20 protein-coding genes are annotated in these 16,486 nt (G+C 37.7%); 1 reads left to right on the forward strand and 19 read right to left on the reverse strand.

Annotated elements, in window-relative coordinates:
• Nucleotides 1-12 precede the first annotated feature (12 nt).
• From rpiB to nth, 10 genes are all read right to left on the reverse strand, one after another.
• Nucleotides 13-450, reverse strand: coding sequence for a ribose 5-phosphate isomerase B (rpiB, locus tag E7K77_RS02430; protein WP_004696168.1), 438 nt, complete (start codon nt 448-450; stop codon nt 13-15).
• An 11-nt stretch (nt 451-461) separates the two neighbouring features.
• Entirely contained in the window at nt 462-908 is a 447-nt protein-coding gene (locus E7K77_RS02435; protein WP_278457114.1) for a low molecular weight protein arginine phosphatase, read from the reverse strand.
• 112 nt (nt 909-1,020) lie between these two features.
• Nucleotides 1,021-2,052 (reverse strand): L-threonylcarbamoyladenylate synthase, encoded by a 1,032-nt coding sequence (locus tag E7K77_RS02440; protein ID WP_316059941.1) that lies wholly within the window; start codon nt 2,050-2,052, stop codon nt 1,021-1,023.
• Nucleotide 2,053: 1 nt separating this feature from the next.
• Complete coding sequence (gene prmC / locus E7K77_RS02445; RefSeq protein ID WP_316055250.1) at nt 2,054-2,923, reverse strand: peptide chain release factor N(5)-glutamine methyltransferase; 870 nt, start codon at nt 2,921-2,923, stop codon at nt 2,054-2,056.
• The gene (prfA, locus tag E7K77_RS02450; protein WP_004696177.1) at nt 2,916-3,998 is read right to left on the reverse strand and encodes a peptide chain release factor 1; all 1,083 of its coding nucleotides are present in this window, start codon (nt 3,996-3,998) and stop codon (nt 2,916-2,918) included. Before prfA ends, prmC begins: the two co-directional genes overlap by 8 nt.
• Nucleotides 3,999-4,000: 2 nt before the next feature.
• Nucleotides 4,001-4,906, reverse strand: coding sequence for a DUF1385 domain-containing protein (locus E7K77_RS02455; protein WP_008601206.1), 906 nt, complete (start codon nt 4,904-4,906; stop codon nt 4,001-4,003).
• Nucleotides 4,907-4,963: 57 nt separating this feature from the next.
• Nucleotides 4,964-5,161, reverse strand: a complete 198-nt coding sequence (rpmE, locus tag E7K77_RS02460) for a 50S ribosomal protein L31 (protein ID WP_004696185.1) — start codon at nt 5,159-5,161, stop codon at nt 4,964-4,966.
• A 79-nt stretch (nt 5,162-5,240) separates the two neighbouring features.
• Nucleotides 5,241-5,510, reverse strand: a complete 270-nt coding sequence (locus E7K77_RS02465; protein WP_004696187.1) for a YdbC family protein — start codon at nt 5,508-5,510, stop codon at nt 5,241-5,243.
• A gap of 105 nt (nt 5,511-5,615) precedes the next feature.
• Nucleotides 5,616-7,061 carry a hypothetical protein gene (locus E7K77_RS02470; protein WP_004696189.1) on the reverse strand — a complete coding sequence of 482 codons (1,446 nt, stop codon included), beginning with the start codon at nt 7,059-7,061 and terminating at the stop codon, nt 5,616-5,618.
• A gap of 1 nt (nt 7,062) precedes the next feature.
• Nucleotides 7,063-7,698: an endonuclease III gene (gene nth, locus E7K77_RS02475; RefSeq protein ID WP_004696192.1), complete on the reverse strand. Its 636-nt coding sequence runs from the start codon at nt 7,696-7,698 to the stop codon at nt 7,063-7,065.
• 123 nt (nt 7,699-7,821) lie between these two features.
• Between nth and E7K77_RS02480 the strand changes: the two genes are divergently transcribed.
• The gene (locus tag E7K77_RS02480; RefSeq protein WP_060919736.1) at nt 7,822-8,091 is read left to right on the forward strand and encodes a DUF896 domain-containing protein; all 270 of its coding nucleotides are present in this window, start codon (nt 7,822-7,824) and stop codon (nt 8,089-8,091) included.
• A gap of 116 nt (nt 8,092-8,207) precedes the next feature.
• On the opposite strand, the gene E7K77_RS02485 is transcribed toward E7K77_RS02480, so the two are convergent.
• From E7K77_RS02485 to E7K77_RS02525, 9 genes are all read right to left on the reverse strand, one after another.
• On the reverse strand, nt 8,208-9,260 hold the full coding sequence (locus E7K77_RS02485; protein WP_316104649.1) for an ABC transporter substrate-binding protein: 1,053 nt from the start codon (nt 9,258-9,260) through the stop codon (nt 8,208-8,210).
• A 2-nt stretch (nt 9,261-9,262) separates the two neighbouring features.
• Nucleotides 9,263-10,063, reverse strand: a complete 801-nt coding sequence (locus E7K77_RS02490; RefSeq protein ID WP_024061904.1) for an ABC transporter ATP-binding protein — start codon at nt 10,061-10,063, stop codon at nt 9,263-9,265.
• Nucleotides 10,063-11,067 (reverse strand): FecCD family ABC transporter permease, encoded by a 1,005-nt coding sequence (locus E7K77_RS02495; protein WP_323722661.1) that lies wholly within the window; start codon nt 11,065-11,067, stop codon nt 10,063-10,065. The genes E7K77_RS02490 and E7K77_RS02495 overlap by 1 nt, the downstream gene beginning before the upstream one ends.
• Nucleotides 11,068-11,220: 153 nt before the next feature.
• Nucleotides 11,221-12,468 (reverse strand): aminotransferase class I/II-fold pyridoxal phosphate-dependent enzyme, encoded by a 1,248-nt coding sequence (locus E7K77_RS02500; RefSeq protein ID WP_024061906.1) that lies wholly within the window; start codon nt 12,466-12,468, stop codon nt 11,221-11,223.
• Nucleotides 12,469-12,716: 248 nt separating this feature from the next.
• Nucleotides 12,717-13,286 (reverse strand): outer membrane beta-barrel protein, encoded by a 570-nt coding sequence (locus E7K77_RS02505; RefSeq protein ID WP_004696198.1) that lies wholly within the window; start codon nt 13,284-13,286, stop codon nt 12,717-12,719.
• Nucleotides 13,287-13,366: 80 nt separating this feature from the next.
• Complete coding sequence (gene ftsZ, locus E7K77_RS02510) at nt 13,367-14,407, reverse strand: cell division protein FtsZ (RefSeq protein WP_004697140.1); 1,041 nt, start codon at nt 14,405-14,407, stop codon at nt 13,367-13,369.
• 138 nt (nt 14,408-14,545) lie between these two features.
• On the reverse strand, nt 14,546-14,890 hold the full coding sequence (locus tag E7K77_RS02515; RefSeq protein WP_316105295.1) for a small basic family protein: 345 nt from the start codon (nt 14,888-14,890) through the stop codon (nt 14,546-14,548).
• Complete coding sequence (locus tag E7K77_RS02520; RefSeq protein ID WP_077708511.1) at nt 14,887-15,582, reverse strand: DUF881 domain-containing protein; 696 nt, start codon at nt 15,580-15,582, stop codon at nt 14,887-14,889. Before E7K77_RS02520 ends, E7K77_RS02515 begins: the two co-directional genes overlap by 4 nt.
• Nucleotides 15,583-16,464, reverse strand: a complete 882-nt coding sequence (locus E7K77_RS02525; RefSeq protein ID WP_008601224.1) for a cell division protein FtsQ/DivIB — start codon at nt 16,462-16,464, stop codon at nt 15,583-15,585. It abuts the gene before it with no gap.
• Between the last annotated feature and the right edge of the window lie 22 nt (nt 16,465-16,486).

Here is a 16,486-nt window from a genome sequence, read left to right on the forward strand (position 1 = left end):
GGTAACGATGTATTACTTCTCTAAGGCTTTAATCTTTTTCACACGGCGTTCATGACGGCCACCTTCAAAATCCGTTGCCATCCAAATAGTAACGATGTCCTTTGCAAGGCCGGGGCCGATAACGCGTTCCCCCATTGTGAGAATATTAGCGTCATTATGTTCACGACATGCATGCGCAGAGAATGTATCATGACAAAGAGCAGCGCGAATACCTGCAATCTTATTTGCTGCAATACCGATACCAATACCAGTACCACAAATCAAAATACCTCTGTCTACTTGACCAGATACAACTGCATTTGCTACAGGTACAGCAATATCAGGATAGTCGCAAGAATCAGCTGTATGACAGCCAAAGTCCTCTACTTCATGTCCCAATGCATTTAACAATTCCTTAACGGATGCCTTTAAATTTAATCCGCCATGATCACAACCGATTGCAACTTTCATAATTTCATCTCCTACGCCTTCTGAGGCACTGATATAAGACCAGCCTCTACTAAGTGATAAATTTGTTCCGCACATTGATTATATACGGTTTGATCAGATCCATATGGGTCCGTAACATCACCATCTTGACCACCCCACTCGGAAATCGTTTTGATTTTACTTTCCTCAAATGGGAATTGGCGAAGTAGTACAGATTTGTGATCTTTCGTCATACCAATGATAAGATCTGCTGCATTCACGAGTTCCATCGTCAATGGTCTCGATTCATGATCAGAAATATCTGCAATGGAACGGACGGCTTCCACGGCTTGTTCAGTTGGTTTTGCGCCATAAGCGGCAAATAACCCAGCCGATACAGTGGTAACATCCTTATGTTGCTCCGCTGCAAGTGCCCGTGTAATACCTTCAGCCATAGGGCTACGGCAAGTGTTACCGGTACACACAAATAAAATATTCATAATAACATCCTTACTTAATCACATTTTGTGATTACTTTATACATTATAGCAAATTCATCCAATATGTAAAGACATATTTCTATTATCAGTGGACATTTTTATGCTAGTAAATTTACTTATAAATGATATGATGGCTCGATGCCTTCTCCATACGATTCATAATAGCAACACCAAAACCGTCATCATCAACACCTTCTGCCAAGATTAGGGTAACATGATTTTCATTAAAATGTAATAGACTTTTGTAAAAGTCATGACCTAATGATAAAGCATCACTATGATGGCCAAAACAATGACATATAAAGCGTGTATCCCCTTTAATCAAATTATACGTTTCATGACTTACCAAACAACCTATGGGACCTTCTACCTCTGCAGAAAGCTCTTTGAAAGTACTTGCTACATCTTCTGGACTGCCTACAACAACTGTCATAGGTGCATCAGGAGCATAATGGGTATACTTCATACCGGGAGCCTTTGGCTTAGTTGTTGCATTAACAAGAGCAGTATCATACTCAACAGTAGACACAACATCTTCTAGCTGTGCTTTTGTAATTCCACCAGGTCTCAATATAATGACCTTATCATCATGAACTTCCACCACAGTAGACTCTACACCAATCGTACATGAACCAGCATCTAAAATATAGGAAATACGGTCCTTCATATCATAATAAACATCTTGTGCCGTTGTGGGACTTGGCCGTCCAGATATATTAGCACTAGGAGCCGCTATAGGTACACCAGCACGCTCTAATAAAGCTCGACAGAGCTCATGATCAGGGCAACGTAAAGCAACACGAGGTAACCCGCCTGTAGCACGATCTGGCACTAAATCTGATTTAGGCAATGTGATTGTCAACGGACCAGGCCAAAACGTATCCATTAATAATTGTGCCGTATTTGAAACCTCTGTTACTAAAGGTTTTATACTTTCACTATTAGGAACATGTAAAATAAGTGGATTATCGGAAGGGCGACCTTTAGCGATGTAGATTTTATCCATCGCCTCCGGATCTAACCCATTAGCACCTAATCCATATACAGTTTCTGTAGGAATGGACACTAATTCACCATTACGCAAAGCGCAAGCAAGCATATCTAGTTCTTGATCTGATGGATTTGTAATAATTTGAGTATCCATATTATCCCTCATACACAGCTGTTATAACGCGATTATTTCCACCAAGGTCAGTAATACATCGAATATTAGAATACTGCCCTGTTTCCTCTAATAAAGACTTTACAGCCTCAGCTTGATCAAAACCTATTTCAAAAGCTATACGGCCTTGCGATTTTAAATATATACCGCATGATTTAGTCAAAATACGATAAAAATCAAGTCCATCTTCACCACCAAATAAGGCAATATGAGGCTCATTTAACACGTCCTGAGACAATAATTTAGCATCCCCTGTACAGATATATGGTGGATTCGATACGATGAGGTCAAACCTCTCAGTTTTAGCTACCAAACCAGAAAACATATCGGATTCTATAAATTGAACACGATCATTTAAATTAAACCTTTCACAGTTTTCCTCAGCCACTGACAAAGCATCGGTAGATATTTCAAGTCCTACTCCACACGCATTCGGCAAGTAGTGTAATAGACTTAACAATATCGTACCAGGACCCGTACATACATCGAGTACACGCATATCGCTATCTTTTGGATATGTGCCTAGTACATACTCAATCAAAGTTTCTGTATCAGGTCGAGGAATCAATACTTTATCATTAACCTTAAAGGTCAATCCCATAAAGTCCTTTTCCCCAATAATCGCCGCTACACAGTGACCCTTAGCTCGTTCTTGAACGAGAGGTCTAAAAGCATCGAGTTCCTCTTGAATAAGCGGTTGGTCATAATGGGTATATAGATAAATACGATCCTTGCCTAAAATGTGAGAAAGCAGTACTTCCCCATCAAGTCGAGGTGTATCCATCTCCTTGCTTTGAAAGTACTGCTCTGTCCACTGGAGAATACGACCGATTGTCCAAATCTCCTTATGCATTTGTATTGGCCTCCTGCATTTTTGCCGCTTGGTCTGCAGCATTTAAGGCTTGAATAATTTCATCAAGATCGCCATTTAAAATAGCATCTAATTTATATAATGTTAAGTTAATACGATGATCTGTAACGCGTCCTTGTGGATAGTTATAGGTACGAATACGTTCACTACGATCACCTGTACCGACTTGACTCTTACGATCTGCAGCCATACTAGAAATGGCCTCTTGTTCAGCTTGATCCTGTAACTTAGCACGTAATACACGCATAGCTTTTTCACGGTTTTGTAATTGAGATCGTTGATCTTGACACGCTACAACGATACCAGATGGTAAGTGTGTAATACGAACAGCAGACTCAGTTTTATTGATATGCTGACCACCGGCACCACTCGCACGATATGTATCAATTTTTAAATCTTTTTCATTAACTTCAATATCAACATCTTCCATCTCTGGCAATACGGCTACTGTAACGGTAGATGTATGTACACGGCCTTGTGTTTCTGTAGCCGGTACACGTTGTACACGATGTACACCAGATTCAAATTTCATCTTAGAGTATACATTTTCACCATCCACAGAGAAAATAACCTCTTTAAAGCCACCAAGCTCTGGTTCATTAGCATCGATAATCTCACAACGCCAGCCTTGGCTTTCCGCATATTTTGTGTACATGCGGAACAAGTCGCCTGCAAATAATGCAGCTTCATCACCGCCAGCGCCCCCGCGAATTTCGATGATAATATTTTTATCATCATTAGGATCCTTAGGTAATAATAGAACTTGCAACTTTTCTTCCAATTCCTCTTTTTGAGGTTTTAAGTCTTTCAATTCCTCTTGAGCCATTTCTCGGAATTCTTCGTCCATGGATTTATCTTCAATAACTTCCATAGCTTCATCAATACCAGATAAAACTTTTTTGTAGGTACGGAACGTTTCAACGGTTTCAGATAATTGAGCATGTTGACGGGTCAATTTACGCCATTCATCTTGGCGAGCAATGACCTCTGGGTCACTAATACGCTGCTCAAGATCCATAAATTTATCTTCAATAACTTGTAATTTATCAACTAACATGTTTATTCCTCTTCATATGCGTCACTCTCAGGCGGACGGACCTCTTCTAAAGCTCGTATAGCAACTTCAATTTGATCATCTTCTGGTTCACGCGTTGTCATATATTGTAACGCAAGACCTGGTTTAATAAGAGCTTTCACAAAAGAATGATCGCTACGTCCAGCAAGACGAATTACCTCGTACGCAATACCAGCTACTACAGGCATAAGGAGTACGCGGCTCACGATACGTTCCAACAAATTGGGCCAACCCAAGAAAGCAAATACAAAGATACTAACTACCATAACAATAAGTAAGAAATTTGTACCACATCGCGCATGCAAGCGACTTTGTTGGCGAACGTTTTCTACAGTTAAAGGCAAATCTAATTCATAAGTATGAATCGTTTTATGCTCTGCCCCATGATATTGGAAAACTCGTTGAATATCCTTCGTAAGACCAATCCCCCAAATATAAAGTAAGAAAAGTACTAAACGAATGACACCTTCAATGAGATTTAATACTATATGATTATCCTGTACACCAGGAATGAATTTTACGATAAATGTAGGCAATGCCAAAAACACAGCTATCGCAAACAGTGTAGAAATGACCATGGTAATGGCGATTTCACTATTAGACATTTCTTCCTCTTCATCGCCAGCAGCCTTAGCAGAGAAGGATAAAGCCTTCATGCCTATCACTAGAGATTCATAGAGAGCTACACAGCCACGAAGAAATGGTTTTTTCAATATTGGATATGTGTCAGCAATGGACTTTGTAGCCTCTTTTTGAACTACAATAGTTCCCGCAGGCTCACGTACGGCAGTTGCCGTATAGCCAGGGCCTCTCATCATGACACCTTCGATCACAGCCTGTCCTCCGACAAACTTTTTTATACGTTCTCTGTTCACAAGATCTCCTCTCATAAACAAATATAGGCAGAGCCAACAGCCCTGCCAATACATGTTACATTACAATACAAATTATTTGCCGTAACGTTTGTTAAATTGTTCAATACGACCACGAGCTTGAGCCGCACGTTGTTGACCAGTGAAGAACGGATGGCATTTGGAGCAAACGTCTACACGAAGGTCTTCTTTTACAGAGCCAGTTTTGAATGTGTTGCCACAACCGCAAGTTACTGTAGCTTCTTTATAGTCTGGATGAATACCTTGTTTCATTCTATACACCTCTTTCCAGCAATCAATATTATTCTTATAGATTATAGCATGACACCTGCACAAATGCAAGTAACCAATACTATTCCTTGGATGCTTGCTTTTCTTCAATAGCCTCAGCTAAAATAGCTTCCAAGTCGCTTTCGTTGAGGATGTCACGCAATGCAATAAGCTCCTCTAAAGAAAGGGTAATACCTTTTTTCATGCTTGTATATTCACTATCCCAAGCACGAAGATCAAACTTAGGATTGTATTTTCCCCAACTAGTACATGTTAATTGTTTTTTCCAACCATCTTTATCTTCAGATAAAGTACCAATAACCTTGAAGATTTCAAAATTAATAACTGCCATAGATCCTCCTTTCTTACATAATTCATATGCTATGTTTCGTATCTACTATATTTAGTAGTTTATATTTTTTAGGATACAATATATTTTAAACCAAAATTATATGATTTACAATTCTTTTTTATAGTCACTATAATCTTCAATATCAATAGAAGCTGTAGGTGGCATAACTTGTGCACCTAATGAATCTACGGTCTCTTTCCAACTCGTTGTAGCCTCCGTAACAGCCTTAATATATGCCTCGTCAGCAGCCTGTACAGATTCAATTAGTTGGGTCTCATCCTTTACATCTAATACGCGACGACGTACGCTACTAAGCATATAGCCAAAGGATTCATCTGTTTGAACGAGCATGGAGATTTCTTGAATCAATGTTTGACCCGTAGTGCTGCAGAAATAGGCATACCACATATATGCTAATTCAGCATCTGGGAACATCCAGTACATATCATCTACAGGCGCTTCTGTCGTAATATCTACATCAATATGATCAGTATGACGTTTAAAAGTAAGAAAATAAGCTCCACTTTCAATAAGAGCAGTGCGACCTAATTCAGATACACGGCTATCAATGCAATAAATACCATCTTGACCTAAGGCTACGTCCGTTTGACTGCCTGGCAACAAAATAGAACGCAAGGACAAGCCATAATTTAATACCGTAAATACTGGCAATTGCGCAAATACGCCATGAGGTAATGGAATATAATTAATTGTTTTCCACTCATCCCCTACACGTTCACGAAGACCAACACGCATTTTTTTTACATCGTATTTACCATATACGATTTCATAAGCCCCTAATGGAGTCCATTCCCGTATAACTTCTACTCGTTTTTGGTTCAAGAAAAATTGCAACGCCATATTATTTAAGCCCAATTGATTTTGTGCCATTGTAGCAGGTAAGAATAATTGAGCAGTCCCTTCTGGAACCAAGTTATGTAATCCGTTAGCGACCTCTTCTACAATATCTTCAGAGGATTGGAACATACCAACTGTGCCTGTAAAGATATGGTCAAAATAGCTACGATGAGGCCATTGATTAATGATTTGAGCCATCGGATATAAACGTGTCAAAATGCTATAACACACGGGAGATGCCGTATACAGAACGACTTTTTTATCTTCATAAGATTGAAGAATCTCTTCAACCATGCCTGCATATTCTTCTACATAAGCATACAGAACCAATTCTCCCGTTTTACTATGAGCTTCGATACTTTCACGAACAGGAATTTCCCAAATAGTGCCTACATCTAGACCTTCTAAAATACCTGTGTCACTAATAAAATCAAACAATTCCACTCTAAAGGATGGTCCATAAAGAGCTTGGAATGTATTCAAATCATATGGTACAGGACCAAAGGATTCTACTGTGGATTTTTCTGCTAACGCATATAAATCATCTGCCGTTACACCCCACTCACGGGAGCTAGCATTACTAGAAATCAATTGATCTAGCACTTTAAAACGCATTAACTCATTTACAATATCAATTCCCTCAATACCATGATTAGCACAAAGGGCAATAAATTCTTCGTTATTTACTTTCATATTAAACCTTTCCGGCTGAAGGACATAGATGATTTAAAAAACATTCATTACACAAAGGCTTACGAGCCTTACACAATCTACGGCCATGATAGATTAACCAGTGGTGTGCGGCAGCCCAGTCCTTTTTTGGAATTGCCTTTTGTAACTTTTGTTCCATCTCTTCTGGCGTCTTAGCAATACCTAATTTTAATCGGTTAGACACGCGAAATACATGTGTATCTACCGCAATGGCTGGTGTACCAAATAAAACGGATACCACAACATTTGCTGTTTTACGCCCCACACCAGGCAATTCAACGAGTTGATCAAACTCACGAGGCACCTCTCCATGATATCGGTCAACTAAAATTTGACAAGTAGCAATTAAGTTTTTTGCCTTGGACTTATAAAGGCCACAATCTTTAATAAGAGTCTCTAACTTAGCAACTCCAATTTCAAGCATCTTTGCAGGATGATTAAGTTCAGGAAATAATCGTTTAGTAACAATATTAACTCGTTCATCCGTACATTGTGCTGACAAAACTACAGCAACTAATAATTCAAATTCATTTGTATACTCAAGGGCAGGTTTTGCATCAAAATAATGCTCTTGTAACAATTTCAACTGCTCTGCCTTTATCGCTTTTGTTACACGCATACAGTTCTCCTTTCTCACCTGTGAAAGTACAGACGCGTACAACTTATATCTTACCATACGTATTCATTAAGTTCTATGTTATAATAAAACATGCTATTCTAATATAGAATACAGGAGGCGCATATGAGTCATATTAACGATACATTAAAACGAATAAATGAACTAGCTGCAAAGAAAAAATCTGGGCAAGAATTAACACCAGAGGAATTAGCAGAAAAAAAAGAATTATACGAAATCTACTTAAGCTTCATTCGTGGTCAAATTACAAGCACCTTGGATCGCGTTGAATTTGTAGACCCAGAAACAGGTGAAAGAACCGCTCCTAAACGAGCTCTAGAAGATTTAGCTAAAGAAGCTGACCAAGATATTAAAGAACATAAAGATATTCACTAAGACTACAAAAGCGTACGCATGAAGGATATTTCCTAATGCGTACGCTTTTGATTTTTATTTTTACTATTTTCGCTTCTAAATAAATAAAATATATTACTAGACTAGTATCAATATTTCTATTGAGGTCCTTCTCCAGCAATGATACGTTGTGCCTCAGCATCAGATAAATCATAGTGTAAGAATGTTTTATAGAATGATTTTGTTTCTTTTGCTAAATCAATATCATTAAACAATTGAGGTTGTATGATTTGACCTGCCCATAAGATTTGTAATGCAGACTCAGCACTGTAACGATCCCAGTTGAAAGTACCTACAGGATTGCTGTAAATACGACCATTTTGTACTGCTTTAAGGCTTGCCCATTGTGGATCATTCTTAATCGCTTCAATACCTTTGCGTGATTGTGTACCACCAATAATGATAATATCAGGGTTAGCTTTAACGATTTCTTCCATTGTTACAGTAATTTGAGAACCTTTAGTAGTGATGGCATTTTTACCACCAGCGTAACGAATCCATTCGTTGATAATTGTTTTGTCCCCATCAACCTTTAATAAGTTGTCTCCACCTACAATATGTAATACAGATGGTCGGTTAGCATCATCAATACTTTTTGTTCTATCTTCAGCAAATTTAATTTTACCATCTAAGTAAGCTAGGTATTGTTTTGCCATTTCAGGGGCTTTATCACCTAATACTTCAGCTGTAATATTAATAACTTTACGCAATCCATCATAGTCTTGGAAGTTTACACGAACTGCTGGAATCCCTGCATTACGCGCCATTTCAATTTGGTTTTTATTACTTGCTAATACAACTTGAGGTTTTAATTTTTGGATTTCTTCCATTTGTACATCAGTACCTTTTACAGGTGCTGGAATTTCTTTAATGCGTGGGTACACTTGAGCGAACCAAGGCAAGCCTTGAACAGAAGTTGTGGTAGACACTAATTTATCCGCACCACCAAGCATCAATACAACTTGATTATTGGCATGCCATAAATCGGCAACCTTTGTTATATCTTTAGGAATTGTTACATCTGTTCCATCGATATCCTTTACTACACGCGTAGCAGATTGATTACCTTGTGATGCATTCTCTGTGCCACATCCAGCTAACATGAATAGAGCCGTCATAAGGGCTAATAAAAATACAATAATACGCTTCATACTTACATTCCTTTCTGACCTAATTGAGGGATAACACATACAGTACGATTAACTGTATCGCTATAGAATAAGCTTAGCTTAGTCTTATAAATCTCCTCGAGCGCTTCTAAGGTCACATCACTAACAGAATCATAAAAATCTATAGATCCACCACGACATAAACCAACACGGCTATTTAACAACAACGCCTGTTCCGGTAAATGTGTAGTGAAAATAATAGCATATCCTTGGGCGCGTAATTGATCAATTGTTTCTAAAACAATAACCTGATTACGTATATCTAAAGCAGATGTAGGCTCATCCATAAGTAATAAGCGTGTATCTTGTAACAAGGCACGACCTATAGCAACTAATTGCCGTTGACCACCACTTAAATCACGGCATGGTTTGTCCTTTAACGCCGTAATACCAAGCATGTCCATAATAGAATCAGTTTTTTCAAATTCTTCTTTACCTGGAGATGAGAACATACCGGTTCGCAAGGTAGCACCAAAGGAAATATAATCTCGTACCGTATAAGCTATATCAGCCCCTATAATCTGTGGTACAAAAGCAATTAACTTAGCCCGTTCCTTGATTGATGCAGTCATTAAGTCTACACCACTACAATAAATATGTCCTTGTTGAACATGATTAAAGCACATTAAACAGCTTAATAAGGTAGATTTGCCTACCCCATTCCTACCTAGTAACGCCAATGCATCACCAGCTTTTACAGAAAAGGATAAATTACTAAAAATATTGGGTTGGTTCTTATCATAGGCAAATGATATAGAATCAACGACGAGTTCAAATGAATCCATTAGAAGTACCTCCGTTGTTTATATAATACCCATGCAAAGAACGGTGTCCCAATAAAACCACATAAAATCCCAAGTGGAATCTCTGCAGTTGTTAAGGAACGAGCAAATAAATCAGCAATCATCAAAAAAGAAGCACTCACTAAAATCGTAGCGGGAATTAATTTTTTATGATCATTACCTACTAACATTCTAGATAAATGTGGTATAACAAGACCAACCCAGCCGATAGTACCGCTAAGACATACTGCTGCAGCTGTTAGAAGCGTAGAAATACCGATGATAACAAGTCGTTCTCGATTTACATTTACCCCTAAGCTTTGAGCCTCTTGATCAGAAAGAGACAAAATATTAAGTCTCCATCTTAAGGCTAACACTGCGATTGTGCCAATGATAATAATAGGCAATACATATAGCAAATTATCCCACGTAACCTTTGCTAGGCTTCCCAACTGCCAATAAACAATATCTTGTAACTCTGTATCAGGATCTGCAATATATTTAAGCAAACCAATTATAGCAGCCATAAATCCGGAAACGATAATACCACATAATACTAAAACGATACGCGATTGATTCTGAATCAATTTAGGCAATAACAAGGTTAAACAAACCGCCAAAATACCACCCATAAAGGCTAGTATGGCAACACCATATAACGATAAATGCAATAATATACCTATACATGCACCTACACTAGCGCCATGTGACACACCTAATAAATCTGGAGATACTAAATCGTTACGGAATACCCCTTGGTAGGCGACACCAGAAACGGCTAATGCAATACCTACAGCAATAGCCCCTAATACGCGAGGTAGTCTAATTTCCATTACTACATTATACATAGATGCATCCCATGTTATAGGTAGTACTAGAAATTTGGAAGATAAGATATTCATCACTTCATTTATGGGAATAAAGAAACGGCCTATCACGAGAGAGGCCAAAAAAATACCAATGCATATAACTAAAGTTATAAACATTGTTCTTACATATTGTTGCATAAAATACCTCAACAAACAAAAACTTCATATATGCTACCTTTAACTATACAAGATTTTACATATTAAGAATAATTAGTTTTAATAATATATTACATAAAAAAAGCCACTTGATATATGGATCAAGCAGCTTTTAGTATAAGTCTTACTTATCTATTATAATTTGCCAAGACGTTTCATAGCAGTATAAATTTTTCCTGCGAGTCCTGTCATTTGTTTTTTAGGAATACCACAGGCAGCTATACGAATACCATTTGCTAATGCAATTATATAAATATGTTCTTTCTTCAACTCTTCACAGATAGCATTTGCAGAGTCTGTAGGGATTGTAATAAAAAAACCACCACGGTAAGGTAACATGGGAAGTCCTACTTGTGCTGCTTCTTGTTTAAAAATATCAGCACGATCGCGAATTAATTGATAATAGCAATTGCGTTCAGCTTCATATTCCTTAAACTTAGCTGGATCAGCCACAATATTAGCCATTGTACGCATTGCGGGACGACAAATATTGGACCATGTGGCACGACTTGTAGATTTGTTAACTTCGAAAAACTCATCAGCTATTTCTTCATCGTCAGAGATTCCAATCATCGCACCAACGCGCTGACCATACATAGTAAATCCTTTAGATAAGCTATAACACACACAGGTGAGAATTTCTTTTGGTAAATGACTAAATTTATTGAAGAACGCACGTACCTCATCTTTTTCACCAGAGTAATCAAGATATGCTACATCAATACCAATAATCACATTATTTCGACCAATAGCAACTAAATCCTTCAGGAAATTAAGGATAGAATCCCAATCTTTATCCTCAATAGAGTAGCCGGTTGGGTTATTACCAGGTGTATTAAAGATAACAACCACATTTGTTTGTTTAGCCGCCAATTCGTTTACACGATTTTGGAATGCTTCATGATTAAAGTTATTATGTTCATCAAATAAGGAATACGTAACTAGTGTACGTCCAGTATCACTACAAATAACACGGTATGCACCCCAGTACCAATCCGCTGTTAATACTTCATCACCAGGCTCTGTATAGTTATGAATCAAATGATGAATCCCACCAGTGCCACCTGCGGTAGCAATGCTACGAATATGACCTTCTGGACGGAAATTTCCAAAACATTCTTTTTCAGCAGCACACAAAAAATCTGGAATACCCGCAATTGGTGCATAACCAACATGTTCAGAATCCGAAAGACTCAAATATTCTTCTTTAACGGTCTTAAGAAAAACTAAGTTTCCCTCTTCATCATGAATAGCACCCAACGTACCATTTACAACATTCTCACGGCCATTTTCTTTAGCATCAGCTTGAGCTTGACCAGCAGTTACGAAGATCACGTCTTTTAATTTTTTTCCTTTTGCATGCTTTGCAGCAACACTTGTCATAACTAGCACCATCCTATCTGAAATGAATATTACATATTTATCATACCTAAACTAATTTAAATATACAACGTATATTCAGTAAATATATTGTATACATAGAAAATTTAACTAACTATTAGTAACTCAACACTTATTAAATATATATAGAATATATTAAGTACCTTATTTAGAAAAAATAATTAACAAATATACAATAAAACAGTAAATATATAAAAAAAGACCACTCAAAAGAGTGGTCATCATCATTCTTAGAAGGAATAGCCTACACCAGCGTGTAAACCTTTTGCAGTTTTATCATTGCTATCTACACTATATTTATCATAGCCATAGTATACATTCAAATCTACATCAGGGCGTACTTCATATTGAGCACCTACTTGATAAGTTTGCTTAATATCATTACCCCAACCAGCCTTAGCAAAGCCGTTTACTTTATTAGTCAAAGGTACATGACCGATAACACCAGCTTGGAAACCAAGTTCAGTATCATTTGTACGAATCGCAGTACCTGCACCATATAAATTTACATTTGGATGTACTTTATAAACCAATGCTAATTGATGATCTTTAATATCACCATTTTTTGCATTTAATTTATCGTAAGAGTATTGTAATGCGGCTTTATTGGAAAGGTCGTGTTGTAAAGAAACACCGAAACCATCATTACTATTGCCGCCACCGTTAGATACGTGTTGTTTAAAAGCATAATCAGCTTGTACCTTAGTGGATCCATCACTAATTTTTGTTACAGGAGCTGCAGCAAATGCACTACCGGCTACAACTGTAGCTGCTAAAGTTAATAATACTAATTTCTTCATTTTTACCTCCTATACACATACCAACGGTATGTCTTAATAAGTTACTAATCGATAGGTATAGTAATTATACAATCTATAAATTAGCGTTTCATGAATACAGGGATATCAGGGATACCACTGTTAGTATTTGTAGTGGATGCCGGACGGGATGTAGTTGTTGTTTTACCGAATTCAGGTACATTCTTAGTATTTGAATTAAAACCAGTTGCCACAACAGTAATTTGAACTGTATCGCCTAAGCTTTCATCGATAACGGAACCGAAGATAATATTTGCATCAGGATCCGCTGCTTCAGAAATAATTTCGGCAGCTTCATTAATTTCAAACAAGCTTAAGTTTGCACTACCAGAAATATTGAGTAAGATGCCTTTTGCACCATCGATAGAGGTTTCCAACAATGGGCTATTAATAGCCATTTTAGCTGCGTCAGCAGCGCGGTTTTCACCTTCGCCAACGCCAATCCCCATCAATGCTTCGCCTTGTTCAGTCATGATAGTTTTAACATCTGCAAAATCAAGATTGATCAAGCCAGGAACTTGAATCAAGTCTGAAATGCCCTTGATACCTTGGCGAAGTACATCATCAGCTGTACGGAATGCATCGCTTAAGGAACATTTTTTATCTACAACTTGCAACAATTTATCATTAGGAATAACGATAATAGTATCTACTTTTTGAGTCAAGAATTCAATGCCTTTTTCCGCTTGTGCACGACGGCGTTTACCTTCAAAAGCGAACGGTTTAGTAACGACACCGACTGTCAATGCACCGATTTCTTTAGCACATTCTGCAACGATAGGAGCAGCACCTGTACCAGTACCACCACCCATACCAGCAGTTACGAATACCATATCAGCACCTTCAAGAGCTTTTATAATTTCTTCGCGACTTTCTTGAGCAGCCTCTTCACCGATTTGTGGATTTGCGCCTGCACCAAGACCTTTTGTAACCTTCTCACCAATTTGAATCGTTACATCCGCTTTAGATAATTCAAGCACTTGGCTTTCAGTATTAGCGGATAAAAATTGAACACCTTTAAGATCGCTATCTACCATGCGATTAACAGCGTTATTACCGCCGCCACCAACACCGATAACTTTAATATTTGCAAAATCAGACATTGAACTTCCTCCTCTTATCGTTATCTATCGTATCAATATACGTCCCAATGTATCGATTTATATACTGACAATCTTATAACAATTACATTTATTTTACACTAAAATTTAAAAACTTTCCACTATATAGAATGTGATTTATTAGAATCGCTTAGTCATAATAATCTTACGTATAGCTCCTACATTAATAAATACATGCAATCCAAATCCAATAAGAGCTACGTAATATAGGTTAATTCCTATGAGGTCACCTACATATACAAGAATAACAGCTAACACAACATTTGAAAAGAAACCAAGCACAAAATTACTAAGATCAAAGGTTCGTTCCAATGCAGCTCGGCTACCACCAAATACAGCATCTAGTGCAGCCAGAACAGCGACTGATGTGTAATTTGCATAACTTATAGGTATATGAAATGGTGAAAGCCACCCTAATGTAGTACCTACAATTAGACCAATAATGGCAAAGATATAAATATTCATTCTTTACCTCCTGTTTCATTAGGCTTTATATGCTCTTCTCTGAAGGTTCCTGTAAAAGCTGGAATAGCTAATTCATTTTCTTCCTTTATGGTTACCTTTATGCCCCAGTGTTTCAAGGAGTCTACCACACCGCCTCGCATGGTGAGCGCAGAATTTAATGTTTTTGGATCCCCAATCGCTTTAACTGTAAAAGGAGCCCCAAAAACCTTACCATTCACAGTAATAGTTGGACCAGAGCATCGTATTTCAGAAGTCCCTATGAGACGTTGATCATTGATAGCTATCGCCTCAGCCCCACCAGCTCGCAATTCATTAACAATACGTAAAATATCTTCATCATGAATTACATATAAATTAGGATTTTCACCACTTTGAATTGGCTTTAAGCTATCCTCGATTAATACACTAACACCCGTACCTTTAACATTAGTTAAAGCAGCTTTCATCATCAACTGTTCGTCTGCTTTAACATTGCTAGTAGCACCAGACTGTTTAAGCTCTTCTATTTGTTTTAACAATGCATCACGTTCACTTTGGGCCTCTCGCAATTGTACAGCTAAATCACCAGCTCGTTGTAAACGGATATTTTCTTCTATATTATCTTGAGTCATCTTATATTGGGTGACAACCATGAAACCCAATATACAACTGACTAAGGCTATTGCCCACCGTTCGTGTCTCACGACAATCATCTACCTTTTATCTTCAACATGACCTTGCTTATCTTGTTTTTTATCATCCCTCTTAGTAGATGAATCTTCTGTATTCTTTGTTCCAGGCTGATGCTTTTTAACTTCCGGTATTACATCAGTTTTTATATATGGCGATGAAACATTAACATCTATATATTGCACATTGCTATGTGTTGTCTTAATATCTTGTAACATGGACTGAGTTAACTCGGCTTTTTTAGGTAAATCTTTACTATCCCCTAATCTAATTTGCACCCCCGATACGGTATAAGCCATTATTGCATCAGGATCTCCTATATTGACTTCTGCAATATTCTTGAAGGTGCTCTCATCAAGAGAGTTCAAGTATTCAAGAGCCGCCAAAATGGGCTTATCCACAACGGTATCACCTAACAAAATATTTCCCGCCTTAACGCCTGATATCATCGGTACCGACGTATCTTGTATTGCAGGCTCTGATGCAATCACTTGACCTTTGCTGTCAAGTGTTAAATAACCAAACTGAGCTGGTACAACTGCAACAGCCTTGCGTTCTATGACACGTACAACCATTGTAAATGGCAATTGATAACTAATTTGGGCCTCTTCAACCCGTAAGTCTTTCGCCAATCTAGTTTTTAATTTCTCTGTACTAATTTGCAATATATTTACAGGTTCATGAATATCCCCTGCTACCATTACATCTTGTACAGTTACCTTATCCGATCCTACAATTTTTAAGGATCCAAAAGGAATAGGTAGTGTAAACAATCCCACCAACACGAGAGTAACTGCACCACCGATTTTTAACACTCGTTTTCTAAATACAGCCCGTTCATCATGAACAGGTGTAGAAGACTGCATCTCCCCAGAGTTGGATGGATGGTATTGCTTATCATCCATAGATAACTCCTTATGTTCTATT

Source organism: Veillonella parvula (genome assembly GCF_032577575.1).
In the GTDB taxonomy this organism is placed as follows: Bacteria; Bacillota; Negativicutes; order Veillonellales; family Veillonellaceae; genus Veillonella.

What these genes read in the sequence shown, in the direction of transcription:
- E7K77_RS02500 (WP_024061906.1), bottom strand. Translation starts at nt 12,468, where the DNA reads ATGACAAGTGTTGCTGCAAAGCATGCAAAAGGAAAAAAATTAAAAGAC.
- E7K77_RS02470 (WP_004696189.1), bottom strand. Translation starts at nt 7,061, where the DNA reads ATGAAAGTAAATAACGAAGAATTTATTGCCCTTTGTGCTAATCATGGT.
- E7K77_RS02520 (WP_077708511.1), bottom strand. Translation starts at nt 15,582, where the DNA reads ATGATTGTCGTGAGACACGAACGGTGGGCAATAGCCTTAGTCAGTTGT.
- prfA (WP_004696177.1), bottom strand. Translation starts at nt 3,998, where the DNA reads ATGTTAGTTGATAAATTACAAGTTATTGAAGATAAATTTATGGATCTT.
- ftsZ (WP_004697140.1), bottom strand. Translation starts at nt 14,407, where the DNA reads ATGTCTGATTTTGCAAATATTAAAGTTATCGGTGTTGGTGGCGGCGGT.
- E7K77_RS02435 (WP_278457114.1), bottom strand. Translation starts at nt 908, where the DNA reads ATGAATATTTTATTTGTGTGTACCGGTAACACTTGCCGTAGCCCTATG.
- E7K77_RS02495 (WP_323722661.1), bottom strand. Translation starts at nt 11,067, where the DNA reads ATGCAACAATATGTAAGAACAATGTTTATAACTTTAGTTATATGCATT.
- rpmE (WP_004696185.1), bottom strand. Translation starts at nt 5,161, where the DNA reads ATGAAACAAGGTATTCATCCAGACTATAAAGAAGCTACAGTAACTTGC.
- E7K77_RS02485 (WP_316104649.1), bottom strand. Translation starts at nt 9,260, where the DNA reads ATGAAGCGTATTATTGTATTTTTATTAGCCCTTATGACGGCTCTATTC.
- prmC (WP_316055250.1), bottom strand. Translation starts at nt 2,923, where the DNA reads ATGCATAAGGAGATTTGGACAATCGGTCGTATTCTCCAGTGGACAGAG.
- E7K77_RS02525 (WP_008601224.1), bottom strand. Translation starts at nt 16,464, where the DNA reads ATGGATGATAAGCAATACCATCCATCCAACTCTGGGGAGATGCAGTCT.
- E7K77_RS02480 (WP_060919736.1), top strand. Translation starts at nt 7,822, where the DNA reads ATGAGTCATATTAACGATACATTAAAACGAATAAATGAACTAGCTGCA.
- E7K77_RS02515 (WP_316105295.1), bottom strand. Translation starts at nt 14,890, where the DNA reads ATGAATATTTATATCTTTGCCATTATTGGTCTAATTGTAGGTACTACA.
- E7K77_RS02505 (WP_004696198.1), bottom strand. Translation starts at nt 13,286, where the DNA reads ATGAAGAAATTAGTATTATTAACTTTAGCAGCTACAGTTGTAGCCGGT.
- E7K77_RS02440 (WP_316059941.1), bottom strand. Translation starts at nt 2,052, where the DNA reads ATGGATACTCAAATTATTACAAATCCATCAGATCAAGAACTAGATATG.
- E7K77_RS02490 (WP_024061904.1), bottom strand. Translation starts at nt 10,063, where the DNA reads ATGGATTCATTTGAACTCGTCGTTGATTCTATATCATTTGCCTATGAT.
- E7K77_RS02465 (WP_004696187.1), bottom strand. Translation starts at nt 5,510, where the DNA reads ATGGCAGTTATTAATTTTGAAATCTTCAAGGTTATTGGTACTTTATCT.
- rpiB (WP_004696168.1), bottom strand. Translation starts at nt 450, where the DNA reads ATGAAAGTTGCAATCGGTTGTGATCATGGCGGATTAAATTTAAAGGCA.
- E7K77_RS02455 (WP_008601206.1), bottom strand. Translation starts at nt 4,906, where the DNA reads ATGAGAGGAGATCTTGTGAACAGAGAACGTATAAAAAAGTTTGTCGGA.
- nth (WP_004696192.1), bottom strand. Translation starts at nt 7,698, where the DNA reads ATGCGTGTAACAAAAGCGATAAAGGCAGAGCAGTTGAAATTGTTACAA.